Here is a 17,356-nt window from a genome sequence, read left to right on the forward strand (position 1 = left end):
ATCAGTTCCTCAACAGGTCGATGTGGCGCATGACCATTTCGCGGGCCTGCGTCATGACTTTCAAATTGGCTTCGTAGGTCCGATTGGTTTCGCGCATGTCCGCGAGTTCCATCAGCGTGTTGACGTTGGGCATTTTCACATATCCATCAACGTCCGCCGCAGGGTGGCCCGGATCGTATTCAACGGTGAATGGCGCCTTGTCAGTGCCAATCCCCTTGACTGCAACCAGATTGGCCTGGGTTACGCGATTGAATTCGCTTTCAAAGGTGATCGTCTTGCGCCGATAGGGATCGTCGCCAGAAGCCTCACCAGTGGAGCGGGCATTGGCGAGGTTTTCGGAAACAATCCGCATCCGGTCGGACTGAGCCTTCAGGCCAGAAGCGGCAATTTGCAGTGTGGCGGAAAGAGGGTCGGACATGAGTTCAGATCACTTTGGCTTAGGGACGAACGGCTGCGAGGTACATTTTGTGAAACGACTTGGCGATGCTGGCGTTCAACGAATGGTCGCGCGCGACCTCGCCGGCTTTCATCAGCTCCTGCTCCAGGCTCACGGAGTTGCCGGAATGGGTGACGTTCCAGCTGTCGGCTTTCTCCATGTCTGAGGCTTTGGCTGCCTCCATGGTCTGGCCCAGATGGCTTCCATGGGTCGCGGTCATGGCAAGATGAGTTTTGCTGATCACCGAAACGAAAGGCTCAACATCTTTGGCACCAAAACCAGGGGTGTTGGCATTGGCGATGTTCTCAGCAATCGCGGCCTGACGGACAGACAGCCATTCGTTGTTTTGCGAGACCAGTTTGTTCAGGAACACCGGTTCCATCGAATACCTCCATTCAGCCGGGATTGGTGCCAGTTCTAAAAGTCCAAGCTTGTCCGAGGCTGGCCCTTTGCCAATTCGCGCCGCAAGGTCCGCACAACCTCCATGGGCGACGGATGATGCTTCAAGATTTGAAACCCGCACATTTACATGCACCCGGATTGGAATGACCGGAGATCCCTATGACCCAGCGCTGGCGCCCGATCGGCACCTCATTGACAGCAAGCCCTTTTCGTCATCGCCTTTATAAGCGTGTCCTGAAGCCAGCTATTGTAGGGCTGGCAGCACTTGCCGGCACAGGTGTGGCGTCGTCCGCAACCGCCCAACCGGTCAACTGTGATGCCTATGCCCGCTCTTACGCGAATGCTCATGTCAATCCCGATCCGGCTGATTTGAACATCTACGAAAACGGCGCACGCGGAGCTGTGGCCGGAGGAATTTGGGATGGTCCGAGCGGTGCAAGGCGAGGTGCGGCCATTGGCGGGGCGCTTAGCGTTCTCGATTATCTGGGAAGTTATCCGGCGGGCTGGCAAAGCCTTTATGACCTCGCCTATCAACGCTGCGCCAACGAACAGTCGGGCGTTACCCACCGGCCGACCACGCTCGGTGATCCCAACTATTATGGCCGGCCCCTCATTCGGGGTCAGGAACCACCGGCGGCCTTGGAGCCACGGCCTGAACTTGCACCGCCCCCGCCTATGCCGCCTGCGGCATCTCCCCCGCCTATGCCGCCTGCGGCATCTCCCCGCCGCTGAGGTCTCAGATGTTCAAAGGATTATGCTTGAACCGGCAAGCAACAATGGATGCCGTTCAAAAGCGGTTGTTTCCGCGCCGTCGGACTCGCCTGCGCCCTGCAAAACTCGCCAGCTTGACCAACGAATACATTTGCGACTGCACCACGCGTGACATCTCCGCGGGTGGCCTTCGTATTCTCCTGAATGAAGACATACCGCTGCCGAAGGAGTTCTATGTTTTTGATGTGAACGAGCGGACGATCGCGGAAGTCCGCCTGAGTTGGCGGGACGGACTGGAGGCCGGGGTTGCCTATCTGGTTCCCCCAGCCTCGATCAGCTTCTACGAAAACACCGGTGTCCGCCGCCTCGCACAACGGTTTTATGCCGTTGAAGATTAGATGCAGTTAAGATAGCAGCTCACTTGTCAGGGGGCTTGCCGGGTCAATCAGCCCCTCGATGACATCGAAATGATGTTTGCCTTCGTCTACAAAAACTTTGGCGCTGTCCCAGGCTTCCGCCAACAGCTGTGACTGGCGAATAAATTCAGGCCGCTCATCACCGCCAACCCACGCCGTCACAGGGCAGTCTTTGGCAGGTGCCTGCAAAGCAGCGCTTTCCTTCACCGCGTCAGCATCGGTGAGCAAGAAGTCATCATTCATCGACGTCTTCATCAAGGGCCGAAGATCATGCAGGCCACTGATGGAGACTACCTTTTCGATGCGCTCAAGCACTTCCGGATTAAGCGGTGTATCCTCACAAATCATGCGGCTCACAAGATGCCCCCCTGCCGAATGGCCTGACAGATGGATTGGACCTTCGACCCGCCGCGCGGCTTTATTGAGTGCCCTGCCGATCTGTGCCGTAATCTGGGGGATACGGACGTTTGGCGCCAATTCATAGCTTGGCAAACAGACAGACCAACCGCTTCGAAGCGCCCCCCGCGCCAAATGCGACCAGTAGGATTTGTCAAAGCGGCGCCAGTAGCCGCCATGCACAAAGACCAACAGCCCCTTGCTTTTGTCCTCGGAGTGAAACAGATCAAGCCGCTGACGGTCCGTGTCACCGTAAATGATATCGATGTCTTTTTTAATCCAGCCCGAGCGGAAATCGAGGGCTTCATCGGCCCACCGCCCCGGATAGCTTTGGGCGTTCTCAATATAGGCGCCATTTTCGTAAGCATCATTCCAATCAAAGTCGGGCGAAGTCGTCATAAAACCGTCCTGCAACTGCATGCGAAATTAAACCGGCACGCATCCTTGCATGATTTGGGCGGGAATTGAAATGGCCGATAGACCATTCATATTGCTTGTCAAATCAGACCCCTGCGCCCTAGGTTGTCATCACAGATTTCCAGGGAGGACCTCATCTGATGATTGAGCGCTGTTCCAATCGCGTGGCGAACCTTGCGCACTTTTTAACACGCAACGCCAAGCGTTGGCCGGATCAACCCGCCATTGTCTGGGAAGACCAAACCTGGTCTTGGCAGAACCTTGATCACCGTGTTTCGGCCCTCTGCAGCGCCCTTTCCTCGGAATTCGGAATTGGCAAGGGCAACAGGATGTTGGTCCAGGCGCAGAACTCTCATCAGATGATAGAGATCATGCTGGCGGCCTTCCGGCTCGGCGCTGTGTGGGTTCCGTGCAACTTCCGGCAGGCGCCAGGCGAAACCGCTTATGCGGCTGAAAAATCCAGGGCGACCATCTTGCTCTGTGATGCGGAGTATGCGGCCCAGGCTGAGGCTGTTGCAGCCGCCCGTCCGGATCTTTCAGGCATCGTTACAATTGGTGAAAGCGCGTTCGGCGTATCTTACGAGGCCTTGCTTGAAAAGCACGCTGGCGCGCGCGTCGCCAATGCGGAGGTCGTTCACAATGACCCGTGCTGGTTCTTCTTCACATCCGGCTCGACGGGGCGGCCAAAAGCGGTCGTTCTCACACACGGGCAAATCGGGTTCGTCGTTGTCAACTACATGGCCGATCTTTTACCCGGAACCAGCGAGTCCGACGCTTCGCTGGTGATTGCACCTCTATCTCATGGGGCAGGCCTTCAGTTGATTGCCCAGCTTTCTTGTGGGTCGGCGCACATCCTGATGCCGAAGGGCGGCTTCCGGCCGCATGACGCGTTCCAGCTGATTGAACGGCACAAGGTGTCCAACATGTTCACCGTACCAACCATCGTGAAGCGGCTGGTGGAAGATCCAGCCGTCGACCAATTCGATCACTCCAGCCTCCGCCACCTGATTTACGCCGGAGCGCCGATGTACCGCGAAGACCAGAAGCGGGCGCTGGAGACACTTGGACCGGTTCTTGTCCAATATTACGGTCTCGGAGAAGTCACGGGAAACATCACGGTGCTGCGGCCGGACGAACACAGCGTTGATGATGGGCCCAACGCAAAGGTCGGAACCTGCGGCGTGGAGCGAACTGGGATCGAAGTCAGCATTCAGGACGAGACCGGCAAGATCCTCGGGCCGAATGAGACCGGCGAGGTCTGCGTCGTAGGATCAGCCGTCTGCGCCGGGTATCTGGACGATGATGGCGCCAACGCCAAATCCTTCCGCAACGGCTGGTTCCGCACCGGCGACATCGGCCATTTGGACGAACAGCGCTATCTCTATCTGACCGGGCGGGCGTCGGACATGTACATCTCAGGCGGCTCGAATGTTTACCCCAAGGAGGTCGAAGAGATCCTGCTGACCCATCCGGCGATCTCCGAGGTCGCGATTTTGGGCATCCCGGATCCGCAATGGGGAGAGGTTGGCCTCGCCGTCTGTGTAAAGGAGACTGGCCAACAAACGGATGCCGCCGAGCTCAGCGCGTTCCTCAAGGACAAAATTACCCGCTACAAGATGCCGGTACGTTATCTGTTCATCGAGGAAATGCCGACCAGCGCCTATGGCAAAATCACAAAGAAACTCGTGCGCGAATTTCTGACCGAAAAGGGCCTGCTGTGAGGCGCCCGGCTCCGCAGACACTGGATGATATCCGGCATCCCGGCCCGCTAGCACAGGATCGTCTCCCCCATGCGCTGTGCCACGCCATCAAAATTGAGTGTCAGGTTTCAGCTGGCGAGCCTTTGCTCGACACACTGGGGCGCTGGGCGGATGACACCGGATTTTCCTCGGCCGTTCTCGATCTTTCCGGCGTTCAGTTGGCTGCCTTTGATTATGTCATGCCCGACCGGGCCGACGATGACCGCCACGCGGCCTGGTACAGCGATACGCATTCCTCAAAAGGTACTGAACTTGAGGAGGCTATTGCCATCCTCGGCTGGCGCGATGGCGCCTGGTTTGCGCACATTCACGCCTACTGGCGGGAAAATAACACCTGGCACCTCGGGCATCTGCTGCCGGAGACACTTAGGTTCAACGATGATGCAAACATCACCGGTCATGGGCTCGTTGGAGCACGTTTCGAAGCGTCGCTGGATCCGGAGACAGAATTCACGCTGTTCCGTGTGACGTCGGACCGGGACGCGATGTCCGGGAAGACTGCCAACGCGCTCATCACAACCCTCGCGCCGTTTACAGATCTTTATGAAGGCATCACGGCACTCGGCAATCAACTTCCCGGAGACGGCTACTCGGTTCATGGCCTCGGCAGCCTTGCAGGCTCACACTTCGAAGATGGCCCACCGATGACCGGCCTGATCTCAGAAATCCTGCTCCAGAACGGTGCCGCAAAGCCGCAGAACGGGAAGTTGTCCCTGCCCTTGCGGACGGTCGATCTCAACAAGGGCCTGTTTCAGGGGCATGCGACGCCGGGAAAATGTCCGACCCTGGTGACCAACGAGCTGCTGCTGGTTGCGCAAAACTGAGACCTTAAAAAAAGAAAAGGCCGGATCCGGGGAACGGAAAACCGGCCTTCGCGGAACCGCGATAGCTAAAATTAAGGTTTAGCTGATCTTTGCCGCAATGCTCTTGGTCTTGCAGTAGCTCTTCAAACCTTCGATGCCCTTCTCCCTGCCGAAGCCGGACTTCTTGTTGCCGCCGAACGGCACTTCAATGCCGCCTGCGAAATACTCGTTGATGTAGATTTGACCTGCATCGATCTTGCGCGCGAGCTGATGCGCCTTGGCAAAGTTCGATGTGTAGATGCCGGCAACCAGGCCGTATTGGCAGTCGTTGGCCAGTTCCAGCGCTTGGTCTGCATCGTCTGCCACCTGCACGGTCAGCACGGGGCCGAAGATCTCTTCCTGGGCAAGCTCATCCTTGGCCGGAACTGCATCGACGATGGTCGGCTCAAAGAACCAGCCTTTGCCCGTGGCCGGGTCCGTTGTGACGTTACCGCCAAAAGCGATCCTTGCACCCCGGTCCTTTGCCCGGTCAATGAAGCCGGCGATCTTTTCAAGGTGTTCGGCGGAGTTCACCGGTCCAAGCTCTGGCTGGCTGAGACCATGACCAATCTTCAGCGCCTTTGTGCGCTTGACCAGTTCAGAGACAAACTCTTCATGGATCGACTTTTCGATGACAAGGCGCGACCCCGCTGAGCAAATCTGACCGGCATTTTCAAAGATCGCACCCATGACCCCGTTCAAGGCCTGTTCCTTGTCGCAATCTGCAAGCACAACTACAGGCGATTTGCCGCCCAGCTCCAGAACGACACGGGTGACATCATCGGCTGCGGCCTTCATCACGGACTTGCCGGTCTGAACCGATCCGGTGAAGGTGATGTGATCGACACCCTGATGCTGGGTCAGCGGTGCGCCGGTCTCAGCACCCGTCCCGGTCACCACATTGCAAACGCCATCCGGCAAACCGGCGTCCGACAGGATTTTTGCCAACAGCAATGCCGTGAACGGCGTCTGCTCGGCCGGTTTTGCGACAACCGTACATCCGGCAGCCAGCGCCGGTGCAAAACCGCGGGCGGCGGTTGAAATCGGGAAGTTCCACGGGATAATGTGTGCTGTCACACCCACCGGCTCATGAATTGAATACCCGATGTAATCCCCCGCCAGAGGGAAACTGTCGCCCTGAAGTTTGTCACAGGCCCCTGCGTAATATTCGAAGGTCCGCGCGGCGCCCCGAACATCGCCGATCGCTTCTTGCAAAGGCTTGCCACTGTCAAGGCTTTCCACGACCGCCAACAGGTCGAGGTTTGTGAGGATAAGTTCTGCTGTCTTTTGCAGAATACGCGCCCGCTCGATGGGCGCCATATCGCGCCAGACCGTTTCGAACGCTTTTCGGGAGGAAAGAACAGCTGCGTCTACATCCTCAGACGTTCCAGCTGTGAACCGCGCAAAAGCTGTGCCCTTGCCCGGATCGAAGCTTTCCATGGTGCGGTTGTGCGAGGGCTGCGAGAACGCGCCGTCGATGAAATGGCCAAGCGGCAATGCGGAAAGGGTGCCGGTCTTTTCATACTCGGCGATCAGGTCTTGTTGAGACGCCATGATTAGCCTTCCAGGGTACTGATTTTGTAAGTGGATTTGGCGAGCCATTCCGGGTTGACCTCAACACCCCAACCCGGTGCGTCCGTCACAATCGCATTGCCATCGATGATATCGAACGGCGACTTGACGAAGAGGTCATACTGCCACGGGTAGTAGTCTTCCTCCTCGATGGAGAATTCCAGATACTTTCCGGCATTCGGAATGGCGCGCAGCAGGTGCATGGTGAAGAGGGTCACCAGGGACAGGTTGGCCGCATGCGGAGTGCACGGGATACCGGCTTCGTGCGCCATTTGCGCCACCTTCATGGTGCGCACCATGCCGCCAAGATAACAAATGTCCGGCTGAATGATGTCGACGACCTTATGGTCAATCATGCGCTTCCAATCGACCATCGAACAGTCTTGCTCACCACCGGTGACATCAATGTCCAAAGCGTCCGTTACCTGCTTGGTCTGGTCAAAATGCCAATAAGGGCACGGCTCTTCATAATGAGAAATTCCGTTGGCTTCCAAGAACCGGCCGACCTCCATTGCCTTTCCCGGAGAATAACAGGAGTTGGCATCGACCAAGAGCGCTGTGTCATCGGCAAAGCTCTTGCGCATCAACGGCACGATTTCCTCTGTCCGGCCCGGCCATTCGTCCTGATCCCGGCCGCATTCTGCGCCAATGCGGAACTTGAACGCTGTAAAGCCGCGCTCGTCCTGATGGCGCTTCAAACGGTCCGCTTCATCCTGAGCGGTAATGTCCCGCTTCATGGAAGACCCGTAAGCGCGGACCTTGCCCGGCGTTCCGCCCAGCAGCTCACACACAGGCTTGCCTTCGATCTTGCCCCGCAAATCATAAAGCGCTGTGTCGAGACCGCCCATTGCCCGGCGCAGATAGGATCCGGGAAACTTGTGCTCGCGATCCGGGATGATATCCATCAGATGATCGATATCGCGCGCGTCTTCTCCAAGCGCGTAAGGAGCCACTTGCCTGTGCACAACTTCGGCCGTGATGTCGGCGTAGTAAGGTGCGACCTGTCCCCAGCCCGTTTCACCGCTGTCAGTCGTGACGCGTGTGAAGCAGACAAATTCATTGGTAAATGTCTCGATTGATTGTATTTTCATGGGGCTTGCGGTCCTTGAACGAGGCTCCCTGAGCGCAGTTTTCTTGTAATTGGACTATCAAGTTATTCAGAATTGGACTTGATAGAAGGTCCGTTTTGCGCAATCTCCCAGACCAATTGGAGAATTGTGATGAAACGGCATGCCGGGGCGGTTCTGTCATCTATCAAGATTGACAAGCACGCTGATAAGAAAATCTCGATCCAGCTCTACATGGCTTTGCGTGATCTGTTGCTGACAGGCGCGCTGACGCCGGGCGACCGGTTGCCGGCGACACGAACCCTTGCCCAAGAGATCCGCGTTTCCCGGACAACGGTGATCGATGCGATCGACCGGCTGATTTCAGAAGGCCTCCTGGAGGCCCGTGTGGGCGCCGGCACTTTTGTGAGCGATGCGCTGCACGCCCGGCTTGAGCCGAGGCCCAAGCCGTCGTCGAATGACAACATCAAGGCCATCCCGCGCCTGTCCCATGCCTCCAAACATGCGATTCCCGACTTCAAGGTCCGCACACGACTGCCGCACAAATCTCAAGCCTTTGTCACGGCTCTCCCTGCGCTCGACGCGTTTCCGATGGCGCAATGGGCGAAGCTGTCCGCGCGGCATTGGCGAAAAGACCGGGACGATATTGCAGGTTACGGCGAACCCTTCGGATTTACGCCTTTGCGGGAGGCAATTGCGCGTCAGCTGAACGCCTCACGTGGGATTAAATGCGCCCCGGAACAGATCTTCATTACAAACGGCGCACAACGCGCGTTTTCTCTGATTGGGGGAATGCTGGTCAATCCGGGCGAACCAATCTGGTTCGAGAACCCCGGCGCGATTGGAGCACGGAACGCTTTTGTCGCCATCGGCGCTCAACCCATTCCAGTCGATGTGGACACAGAAGGCTTGTGTGTAGAAGACGGCTTGAAAAAAGCCCCGCATTTTCGATTGGCTTTTGTCACCCCCTCCCATCAGCAGCCGCTCGGGAACGTCATGAGCCTCTCGCGGCGGCTCGCTCTTATGAAAGCCGCAAGTGAAGCGGACGCCATGATCGTTGAAGACGACTATGATGGGGAGTTCTATTATGGTGACCAGCCGCCGCCGACCTTGAAAAGCATCGATACCCACGACCGGGTTATTTACGTGGGGACCTTCTCCAAGTCTTTGTTCCCTGCCCTTCGGCTCGGGTTCCTCTTGGCGCCTGAGGGGCTCGTGGAGAGTTTTGAGCGAATCTTTCTCACATGGCTGAGTGGTGTCCCGACCGTGACGCAGGCCATGGTTGCCGAATTTATGGATGAAGGTATGTTCGCCACCCACATCCGGACCATGCGCCAGGTCTATAAAGAGCGGCATGATACGTTGATGGGCGCAGCTTCCAGTCTAGCAGGCGACATCGACCTGCAACCGACCAGCAGCGGCTTTCACGCCGTTGGCCTCACTAACGCCAATCTGGATGAACAGCAGATTGTATCTGAAACCGCTGCTCGCGGGATCACAACGGCCCCGCTTTCGCGCTATTCTCTGGCGGATATTCAACAGCGTGGCCTGGTTCTCGGATTTGGCAGTGCAAACCCGGACGACATCCGAAAGGGTATTCAGGCACTTAAGGACGTCTTGCCAAAATGCCGACTCGCATAGCAGACCGCTTTTATTAATTGGTCTGACAAATTATCTGCAATGGATATATTTTGCAGTCCAATTGATACTTACCGTCTCTTCTCAGGAACTTCAACGCGTAAAGGGGATGTCAGGCGCGGCTGAAATCTGCAGTTCCAGCACTTCCGGCAGGTTTTGATTTGCCTGGGTGCGGGTTCTTCGCAGAGGGGACAGCCAGTAAGAACCTTCGATTAATGAGCGAACAGGTCATGCCAGGACAACCCATTTTCGTGCTGAATTGAAGTGTGAAATATACCGCGCCAGAGGCTTTTCCAGTTGGACAACACTTGGGCCTAGGCTCTTAAGAAAACCCGAGGGATCACTGGTGAATAGGTATATTTAGCAATATGAAGGGTGGCGGGTATTCTCCATGCTCCGCCGCAATCGTGTCAGTATCTCAGTGTGCTGGCAGCGTATTCCAGGATCCCACAGAGGCCAGATGCCTCATACGGAACCATCACCACTCCAGGGAGGATGTAATGAAATTCAAATCAACTCTAACCGGCCTGTTGGCGGCAACAATGCTTGCCAGCGCAGGGGCGGCACAAGCTGAAACACTGAGGCTTCTGACCTGGGGGTCCTATGCTCCTGATGAACTCATCCAGAAATTCGAAGCCGAATATCCGGACATCAAGGTCGAGGTGACTTTCTCCAACAACGAGGAAATGATCGCCAAGCTGCGCGCCACCGGCGGTGCAGGTTTTGACCTTGCTCAGCCGAGCCACGACCGCATCTACGCGGCTCAGCTGGAATACGACATCTACAAGCCGCTTGACCTTTCCAAAATCGACACTGACGTGATGGAAGCCAAGTTGCTTGATGGTGTGAAGGAAAACACGACCATCGATGGCGGCGTCTACGCGGTTCCGCATCAGTGGGGTACATCGGGTCTGATGGCCGACAAGACCAAAGCCCCTGACTTCAAGGGTTGGGGCGATCTTTGTGACCCGGCTTACAAGGGCAAGACCTCCATGCGCCTGAAGCGCACAATCCTGCTCGGCACAGCGTTCTCCATGGGCGAAAATCCATTCGACGCCTATTCCGACCTTGAGAAGTACCAAGGTATCCTCGACAAGGTTGCCGACAAGCTCATCGAGTGTAAGGCCAACATCAAAGCCTACTGGAAAGGCGGCGACGACCTCAGCGCCATGATGCTGTCTGGCGAGATCGTGGCATCGGAAACCTGGGATTCAACCGCTTACAAGCTGTTCGACCAGAACCCGAACATCACCTTCATTCCGCCGGAAACAGGCGCGCTGGCCTGGATCGACACATTCGCATTGCCGCGCAAGAGCAAGGCAGATGATGCAGCCTACAAGTGGATCAACTTCGTCCTGCGTCCGGAAAACGTGACCCTGATGTCCGCAAGCACCGGTGCGATCGCAGCCGTTAAGGGCGGAAAGGACCTCCTGCCGGAAGACAAGAAAGCAGCTGTGAACGCGGCCTTCACCGATGCCGACATCGACAACCTGAAGTTCTTCGCCAACATTCCTCCGGGCGTGGAAGACATGGAAGGTAAAACCTTGGAGAAAATCAAGGCAGCGACTGGCGGCTAAGCAACCGGCTAATCAAAAAATTGGCGGCAACAGAACAAATGCTGCCGCCAATTGGCCAATTTGCCGTAGAGCCTAGGCCTAATTCTCGGGGGATGCCGCCATACGGTGTCCCCCCACCTTTCTTCACTTCTCCAGAAGCGTCCAAAACAATGACAAATACTCCCCATTACGACCTTGAATGCGCCGGCGTGACCAAGAATTTTGGGTCTTTCCAGGCTGTCAAAGGCGTCTCCTTCGACATCCCGAGCGGCTCGTTCTTCTCCATTTTGGGGCCATCCGGCTGCGGCAAGACCACCTTGATGCGCATGATAGCCGGTTTTGATGAGCCAAATTCAGGCGACATCAAGATCAAGGGCAAGTCTGTCCTGGGGACACCGCCGAACAAGCGGAACGTCAAGATGGTGTTCCAGCATCTGGCCCTGTTCCCGATGATGAACGTTTATGAAAACATCGCTTACGGTTTGCGCTGCACCGGCATGAACAACGCAGACATCAAGAAAAGGGTTCAAGACGTCCTGGAGCGGATTGCGCTGCCGGATGTAGGAGAACGCGAAATCCACCAGCTGTCCGGCGGCCAGAAGCAGCGTATCGCGATTGCCCGCTGCATGGTGCTCGACCCGGACGTTTTGCTCCTCGATGAACCGCTTGGCGCGCTCGATCTGAAGCTGCGAGAAGCCATGAAAATCGAGTTGAAGCTGCTGCAACACCAGTTCAACACCACGTTTATCTACATTACACACGACCAGTCCGAAGCCTTGGTCATGTCCGACAACGTCGCCATCATGAACCAGGGCGAGTTCGAACAGATCGGCACCCCGCAAGAGCTTTATCACCAGCCGAAGACCGCCTTTGTGGCCGGCTTTGTCGGCGACAGCAACCGCTGGTCCGGCACCGTCAAATCGAGCGACGGCACAGGTGGCAAAGTCGAAACCTCTCAAGGCCTGCCGATGAGCTTCTCGGCAGCTGGTCATTACACAGTCGCGGAAGGGTCCAAGGTCGACATCTTCGTGCGGCCGGAATTCATCCACACGGTCCGGGCATCAGAAAGCGGCACGGGTGGAATTGATGGCGACAACCAAATGGACGGCGTCGTCGACAGCCTTCTCTTCAATGGCGCCAACAGCCGGGTTCTTGTACGCTCCGGCAATGGCGAGCTGATTGAATCTGACGTTACGCTGACCGGCCATAATGATATCAAGCCTGGTGAAGAGGTTCGCCTGATCTGGTCCTCAAAGCAGGCCATGTGCTTTGCGCACGAGGAGCGTGCCTGATGCAAAAGGACATCAAACGCCTCTCTTTGATCCTCTTGTTTGCGCCCTTTGCACTCTGGATCATTCTTTTGATCATTCTGCCGCATATCGGCATGGTGATCCTGTCACTCAAGGAAAAAGTTGCGCCGCGTGTCTACGAGTACAGCTTCGCGAACTACCTTGAGTTCATCAACGAACCGATCTACTGGAACACGCTTTTGCGTACCGGGTCCATGTCCCTTCTGGTGACCGCGTTGGCGCTGTTGATCGGCTTCCCGATCGCTTACTACATTGCAAAGATTGCTGGGCCGCGGGCCCGGGGCGGCCTGTTCCTGCTCTGCCTGATCCCCCTTTGGGTGAGCGACCTGATCCGCTCCTTTGGATGGATCCTCCTCCTGCGCGAAACAGGTGTTATTTCCAGCTTTCTCCTCTGGACCGGCATCATCGGAACCCCGGTGGAGTTCCTTTACAACGACGTCGCGGTGATTATCGGTCTCGTCTACACGGTCATCTTGTTCATGATTGTACCGCTCGTTTCCACGCTCGACGGGATGGACAATTCCATGATCGAGGCCGGTTACAATCTCGGCGGCAACGGCTTCACCGTGCTTCGCAAGATCATTGTGCCTTACGCAATGCCGGGCATCGTTGCCGGATGCATCGTGACATTCATGCTTACAGCAGGCTCTTACCTCACGCCAATCCTGCTTGGCGGCAAGAATTCCAGCTGGTTCACGGAACAGATCTACAACCAGTTCATCACCCGGTTCAACTGGGAAGGCGGCGCGGCCTTCGGCCTGTTGCTTTTGCTGTTCACCTCCTTCGTCATCTGGCTTGGTCTGAAGCTGAGTGGACAGACGCTGGCCAACACTGTTGCCAAGAGCTGAGGAGGACGATCATGCTTGCAACCAAAAAGACAACGCCGTTCCTCCTTGGGTACCGGCTCTACGTCGTGGCCTTCTTTATCTTTCTGGCCGCACCCTTAATTTCCGCTGGCGCCTTTGCCTTCAATGACAGCTTGTTCCCGGCGTTGCCGTGGCAGGGCTTCACTTTGGACTGGTTCTTCTCCGACACGGAGCCGAAGCTCGGAATGTTCCACGACCGGAGGCTTCTTCAAGGTCTCTACTATTCGTTCGTGATTGCGATCTTTGTGGCCGCGCTGTCGGTGTTCGTTGGCACGACCAATGCGTTTCTCTTTGTTCGCGGAGACTTTCCGGCCAAGAACTTCTTTTACATTCTCATGGTCGTACCGCTGGTGATCCCGGGCGTTATCCTTGGCATCTCCATCCTGGTGCTTGCCAGCGACACGGCGAACTACGTTGAGAACCGATTTGATCTGGAACTGGAGTTCCTGCGGCCGGGCATGCTTCTGGTAGTCTTGGGCCAGTTCTCCTTCATTGCCACCATCACCTCTCTGGTGATCACCGCCCGGTTGAAGAAGTTCGACGAAACCATGGAAGAGGCCGCGTTCAATCTCGGCGCCAGCCGGGCCCGGGTGCTCCGCACAATCACCCTGCCCTTCCTGCGGCCGGCGATGATTGCTGCGGGCATCGTTGCCTTCCTGGTGTCGTTTGAGAACTTCAACACGACCTTGTTTCTGGTCGGCTCGGAAGCGCCACTGACCATCACCATGTATGACCGCATGGCCAAGGTCGGCTCGACTCCGGTTCTAAACGCCGTGTCTTTCTTTCTTATGGTTGGTTCCGGATTGCTGGCTCTGCTGACCGTCCTGATTCAGCGCGACAAGAACGCTTAAGGCGGAGACATCATGGCTGAGTTTGACTTTGTCATCGTCGGCGCCGGTTCTGCCGGTGCCGCCGTTGCAGACCGCTTGTCTGAAAGCGGCAAGTATTCGGTTTGCGTGCTGGAGGCCGGCGGCTCGGATCTGAACTTCTGGATCTGGGTGCCGGTCGGCTACGGCAAGGCGTTTTACAACAAACACATCAACTGGATGTACGACACCCAGCCGGACCCAGGCCTGAACAACCGCGAAGGTTATTGGCCACGCGGCAAGGTGCTCGGCGGGTCCAGCTCGATCAACGCCATGGTCTATATCCGCGGCCAGCACGCGGACTTTGACGACTGGAAAGCCATGGGCAATCCGGGCTGGGGGTGGGACGATGTCCTGCCCTACTTCAAGCGCTCCGAAACCAACGAAGCCGGCGCAGATGATTTCCGCGGCGGTGACGGCCCGCTGCATGTTTCCAGCGTGGACAAACACGCACACCCTCTGTGTCGGAATTTTTTCCGGGCCAGCGAACAGGCCGGTTTCAAATTCAATCCGGACTTCAATGGCGCGGACCAGGAAGGCGTCGGTCACTACCAGATCACAACCAAAGGCGGTTTTCGCATGTCGACGGCCCGGGCGTATCTGTCCCGTGCGAAAAAGCGGCCGAATGTCACCATCCTGACGAAAGCGCACACCAAGCGTGTCCTTCTGGACGGCAACCGGGCAACTGGCGTCATCTATGACAAGGATGGCCGCGAGCAGACGGTCACTGCGCGCCGTGAGGTGATCTTGAGCGCGGGAGCCATCAACTCACCGCAGATCCTGATGCTCTCCGGCATCGGAGACGGCGCAGAGCTTCAAAACAAGGGTGTAGAGCCCAAGGTCCAGAGTGTTGCCGTCGGCAAAAACATGCAGGATCACCTCGGCCTTGATTATCTCTACAAGTCAAAGGTTCCGACCCTGAACCAACAGCTCTACCCGTGGTGGGGCAAGCTGGCCCAGGGCATCCGGTATGTTCTGACCCGCGGCGGTCCGCTCTCCATCAGCCTCAATCAGGGCGGTGGATTTGTGAAGAGCAATCCGGAGTGCGACCGGCCGAACATGCAGCTCTACTTCTCACCAGTCAGCTACACCAAGGCACCGAAGGGACAGCGGCCTCTGATGAACCCGGATCCTTTCGCTGGTTTCCTGTTCGGAATGCAGCCGACCCGGCCAACCAGCCGCGGGCATGTTGAGCTGAAATCGTCAGATCCTTACGAGGGATTGGCCATCCATCCGAACTCCTTGAGCACAAATCATGATTGCAAGGAGATGATCGAGGGATGCCGGCTGCTGCGGAAGATCGCGGCGAGCCCGGCACTTCAGAAAGTCATCGAAACGGAAATAATACCCGGCCCGGACGTTCAGACAGACGAACAGATGCTGGACGATGTCCGCAACCGCTGCTCGACAGTCTTTCATCCGGTTAGCACATGCCGGATGGGTCCCAACAGGTCGGACAATGTCGTAGATCCGCGTTTGAGGGTTTACGGTGTCGAGGGCTTGCGCGTTGTCGATGCCTCGATTTTTCCGACCGTGACATCGGGCAATACCAATGCTCCGGCCATCATGGTGGGCGAAAAGGGCGCGGATCTCATCCTGGAAGACGCTAGGTCAGCATAAGGAACAATCACCATGGGAAGCGATGTGTTTGCGGCGGACTACAAGACAACGCCCTATTGGCAAGACATTGCTCCCAAGGTTTCTCTGCCAAAGCAGGAACTCCCTGATGAAATCGAAGTCCTGATTATCGGGGCTGGCTACACCGGCTTGAATGCCGCACTACAGACCGCCTCCGATGGGCTGGGCACACTGGTGATAGATGCCGAACACCCCGGATGGGGATGCAGCCTCAGGAACGGCGGCCAGCTCTCAACCAGCCTGAAGCCTTCATTTAGCGCGTTGTCGGGGCGCTACGGAGATGAGCTGGCAACCGCGCTATGCCAAGAAGGCCAAGCGTCTCTCGATTATATGCACCAGCTTTCAGCGGACGGTCTGGATATGGGGTTGAAGGAGGTCGGCCGGTTTCACGGGGCCCACAAGCCGCATCTTTACGACAAGCTCGCAAAGGAAGCTGAAACGGGGCATCCGGTCTGGAAGCCAGACGCCTTCATGGTTTCAAAGGAAGACATGGCCTCTGAGCTCCGTACGGAGGCCTATCACGGCGGCATCGTCTTCCCGCATCATTGCAGTGCTGATGTCTCAAAATATCATCCAGCACTGCTGAAGCGGGTCCTGGAAACTGGCGCTCATGTCATTGGCAATTGCCGGGCTTTGTCTTTGGATCGGACCGGATCTGGTTTCAAGATACTGACCGACCGCGGCGAGATCCGCGCCGGGAAGGTCATACTGGCTACCAACGGCTATTCCGGCCCCCTGTCGCCATGGCATCAGCGCCGGGTCATCCCGATCGGGTCCTATGTCATTGCGACCGAAGAGCTGCCAACAGACCTCGTGGACCGTCTGTTTCCAACGGACAGGATCCTCTCTGATACACGAAAGCTGGTCTATTATTACCGGCTTTCGCCGGACCGGAAGCGCGTTCTGTTTGGCGGCCGCGTCTCATTGAGCGAGACGGATCCCCGCAACAGCGCGGTCAAACTGCACCAGGAAATGTGCGCCCTCTTTCCGGAACTGCGACCGTTCAAGGTCAGCCACGGCTGGATGGGGTTTGTCGGCTACACGTTCGACACGCTCGCCCATTGCGGCGAAGACAAGGGACTGTTCTACGCGAACGGCTACTGCGGATCGGGTGTCGGCATGGCGAGCTATTTGGGCATGCGCATCGGCCGCAAGGCAGCCGGGCGGGAGACTACGCCTTCGGCCTTTGAGATGATCCCCAACCCGACACGCCCGTTCTACACCGGCAATCCGTGGTTTCTGGCACCCTCGGTCATGGTCTACCGGATCCGTGACCGGCTGGGTCTTTAATATGATCAAAAATCCCCGCTGTTATTCATAAGCTGAATTGCTGATTGGCGCAGAATTCTTGTTTTGCATTTTCCGGCATGGCTTTTTCAAAATCGAAAACGGGATCATGCAAAACTGTAACGCCGCTCGCATCCAAATCGACACCATCCCTAACTAATTGAATTAAATACCTT

General features: G+C 56.8%; 16 protein-coding genes and 1 pseudogene. 11 read left to right on the forward strand and 6 right to left on the reverse strand.

Annotation, left to right across the window (positions count from 1 at the left end; genetic code table 11):
* Position 1: 1 nt before the first annotated feature.
* Positions 2-418 (reverse strand): flagellar basal body rod protein FlgC, encoded by a 417-nt coding sequence (flgC, locus tag SADFL11_RS06585; RefSeq protein ID WP_008196759.1) that lies wholly within the window; start codon positions 416-418, stop codon positions 2-4.
* Between the two features lie 19 nt (positions 419-437).
* Complete coding sequence (gene flgB, locus SADFL11_RS06590) at positions 438-818, reverse strand: flagellar basal body rod protein FlgB (RefSeq protein ID WP_040451983.1); 381 nt, start codon at positions 816-818, stop codon at positions 438-440.
* A 179-nt stretch (positions 819-997) separates the two neighbouring features.
* Here flgB and SADFL11_RS06595 point away from each other — a divergent pair, with 179 nt between their 5' ends.
* Together SADFL11_RS06595 and SADFL11_RS06600 are read left to right on the forward strand one after the other, a co-directional pair.
* Positions 998-1,570 carry a hypothetical protein gene (locus SADFL11_RS06595; RefSeq protein ID WP_008194968.1) on the forward strand — a complete coding sequence of 191 codons (573 nt, stop codon included), beginning with the start codon at positions 998-1,000 and terminating at the stop codon, positions 1,568-1,570.
* A 26-nt stretch (positions 1,571-1,596) separates the two neighbouring features.
* Positions 1,597-1,947, forward strand: a complete 351-nt coding sequence (locus tag SADFL11_RS06600) for a PilZ domain-containing protein (RefSeq protein ID WP_008191365.1) — start codon at positions 1,597-1,599, stop codon at positions 1,945-1,947.
* 6 nt (positions 1,948-1,953) lie between these two features.
* On the opposite strand, the gene SADFL11_RS06605 is transcribed toward SADFL11_RS06600, so the two are convergent.
* Entirely contained in the window at positions 1,954-2,760 is an 807-nt protein-coding gene (locus SADFL11_RS06605; protein WP_040453372.1) for an alpha/beta hydrolase, read from the reverse strand.
* A gap of 158 nt (positions 2,761-2,918) precedes the next feature.
* Between SADFL11_RS06605 and SADFL11_RS06610 the strand changes: the two genes are divergently transcribed.
* Complete coding sequence (locus SADFL11_RS06610) at positions 2,919-4,499, forward strand: acyl-CoA synthetase (protein WP_040451981.1); 1,581 nt, start codon at positions 2,919-2,921, stop codon at positions 4,497-4,499.
* 122 nt (positions 4,500-4,621) lie between these two features.
* On the forward strand, positions 4,622-5,362 hold the full coding sequence (locus SADFL11_RS06615) for a PPC domain-containing DNA-binding protein (protein WP_008196285.1): 741 nt from the start codon (positions 4,622-4,624) through the stop codon (positions 5,360-5,362).
* 78 nt (positions 5,363-5,440) lie between these two features.
* Here the strand turns inward: SADFL11_RS06615 and SADFL11_RS06620 are convergent, their stop codons facing one another.
* The 3 genes and pseudogenes from SADFL11_RS06620 to SADFL11_RS25700 form a co-directional block, all read right to left on the reverse strand.
* Positions 5,441-6,934: an aldehyde dehydrogenase family protein gene (locus tag SADFL11_RS06620; protein ID WP_008192541.1), complete on the reverse strand. Its 1,494-nt coding sequence runs from the start codon at positions 6,932-6,934 to the stop codon at positions 5,441-5,443.
* A gap of 2 nt (positions 6,935-6,936) precedes the next feature.
* Positions 6,937-7,689, reverse strand: coding sequence for a mandelate racemase/muconate lactonizing enzyme family protein (locus tag SADFL11_RS06625; RefSeq protein ID WP_265936778.1), 753 nt, complete (start codon positions 7,687-7,689; stop codon positions 6,937-6,939).
* Positions 7,690-7,737: 48 nt separating this feature from the next.
* Positions 7,738-8,064 (reverse strand): annotated as a pseudogene (locus tag SADFL11_RS25700) (mandelate racemase/muconate lactonizing enzyme family protein); the annotation flags it as partial.
* 108 nt (positions 8,065-8,172) lie between these two features.
* Here SADFL11_RS25700 and pdxR point away from each other — a divergent pair.
* The 7 genes from pdxR to SADFL11_RS06660 all read left to right on the forward strand — a co-directional run bounded on the left by pdxR (position 8,173) and on the right by SADFL11_RS06660 (position 17,183).
* Complete coding sequence (gene pdxR / locus SADFL11_RS06630; RefSeq protein WP_040451980.1) at positions 8,173-9,660, forward strand: MocR-like pyridoxine biosynthesis transcription factor PdxR; 1,488 nt, start codon at positions 8,173-8,175, stop codon at positions 9,658-9,660.
* A 497-nt stretch (positions 9,661-10,157) separates the two neighbouring features.
* On the forward strand, positions 10,158-11,234 hold the full coding sequence (locus tag SADFL11_RS06635) for an extracellular solute-binding protein (RefSeq protein WP_008189849.1): 1,077 nt from the start codon (positions 10,158-10,160) through the stop codon (positions 11,232-11,234).
* A gap of 149 nt (positions 11,235-11,383) precedes the next feature.
* Entirely contained in the window at positions 11,384-12,505 is a 1,122-nt protein-coding gene (locus tag SADFL11_RS06640; protein WP_008194474.1) for an ABC transporter ATP-binding protein, read from the forward strand.
* A complete protein-coding gene (locus SADFL11_RS06645; protein WP_008195750.1) occupies positions 12,505-13,371 on the forward strand; it encodes an ABC transporter permease in 867 nt (288 codons plus the stop codon). Before SADFL11_RS06640 ends, SADFL11_RS06645 begins: the two co-directional genes overlap by 1 nt.
* Before the next feature lie 11 nt (positions 13,372-13,382).
* A complete protein-coding gene (locus SADFL11_RS06650; protein WP_008194399.1) occupies positions 13,383-14,240 on the forward strand; it encodes an ABC transporter permease in 858 nt (285 codons plus the stop codon).
* Between the two features lie 12 nt (positions 14,241-14,252).
* Complete coding sequence (locus tag SADFL11_RS06655) at positions 14,253-15,875, forward strand: GMC family oxidoreductase (RefSeq protein ID WP_008190026.1); 1,623 nt, start codon at positions 14,253-14,255, stop codon at positions 15,873-15,875.
* A 12-nt stretch (positions 15,876-15,887) separates the two neighbouring features.
* The gene (locus SADFL11_RS06660; RefSeq protein WP_008191770.1) at positions 15,888-17,183 is read left to right on the forward strand and encodes an NAD(P)/FAD-dependent oxidoreductase; all 1,296 of its coding nucleotides are present in this window, start codon (positions 15,888-15,890) and stop codon (positions 17,181-17,183) included.
* Positions 17,184-17,356: the final 173 nt, after the last annotated feature.

Source organism: Roseibium alexandrii DFL-11, from assembly GCF_000158095.2.
Lineage (GTDB): Bacteria > Pseudomonadota > Alphaproteobacteria > Rhizobiales > Stappiaceae > Roseibium > Roseibium alexandrii.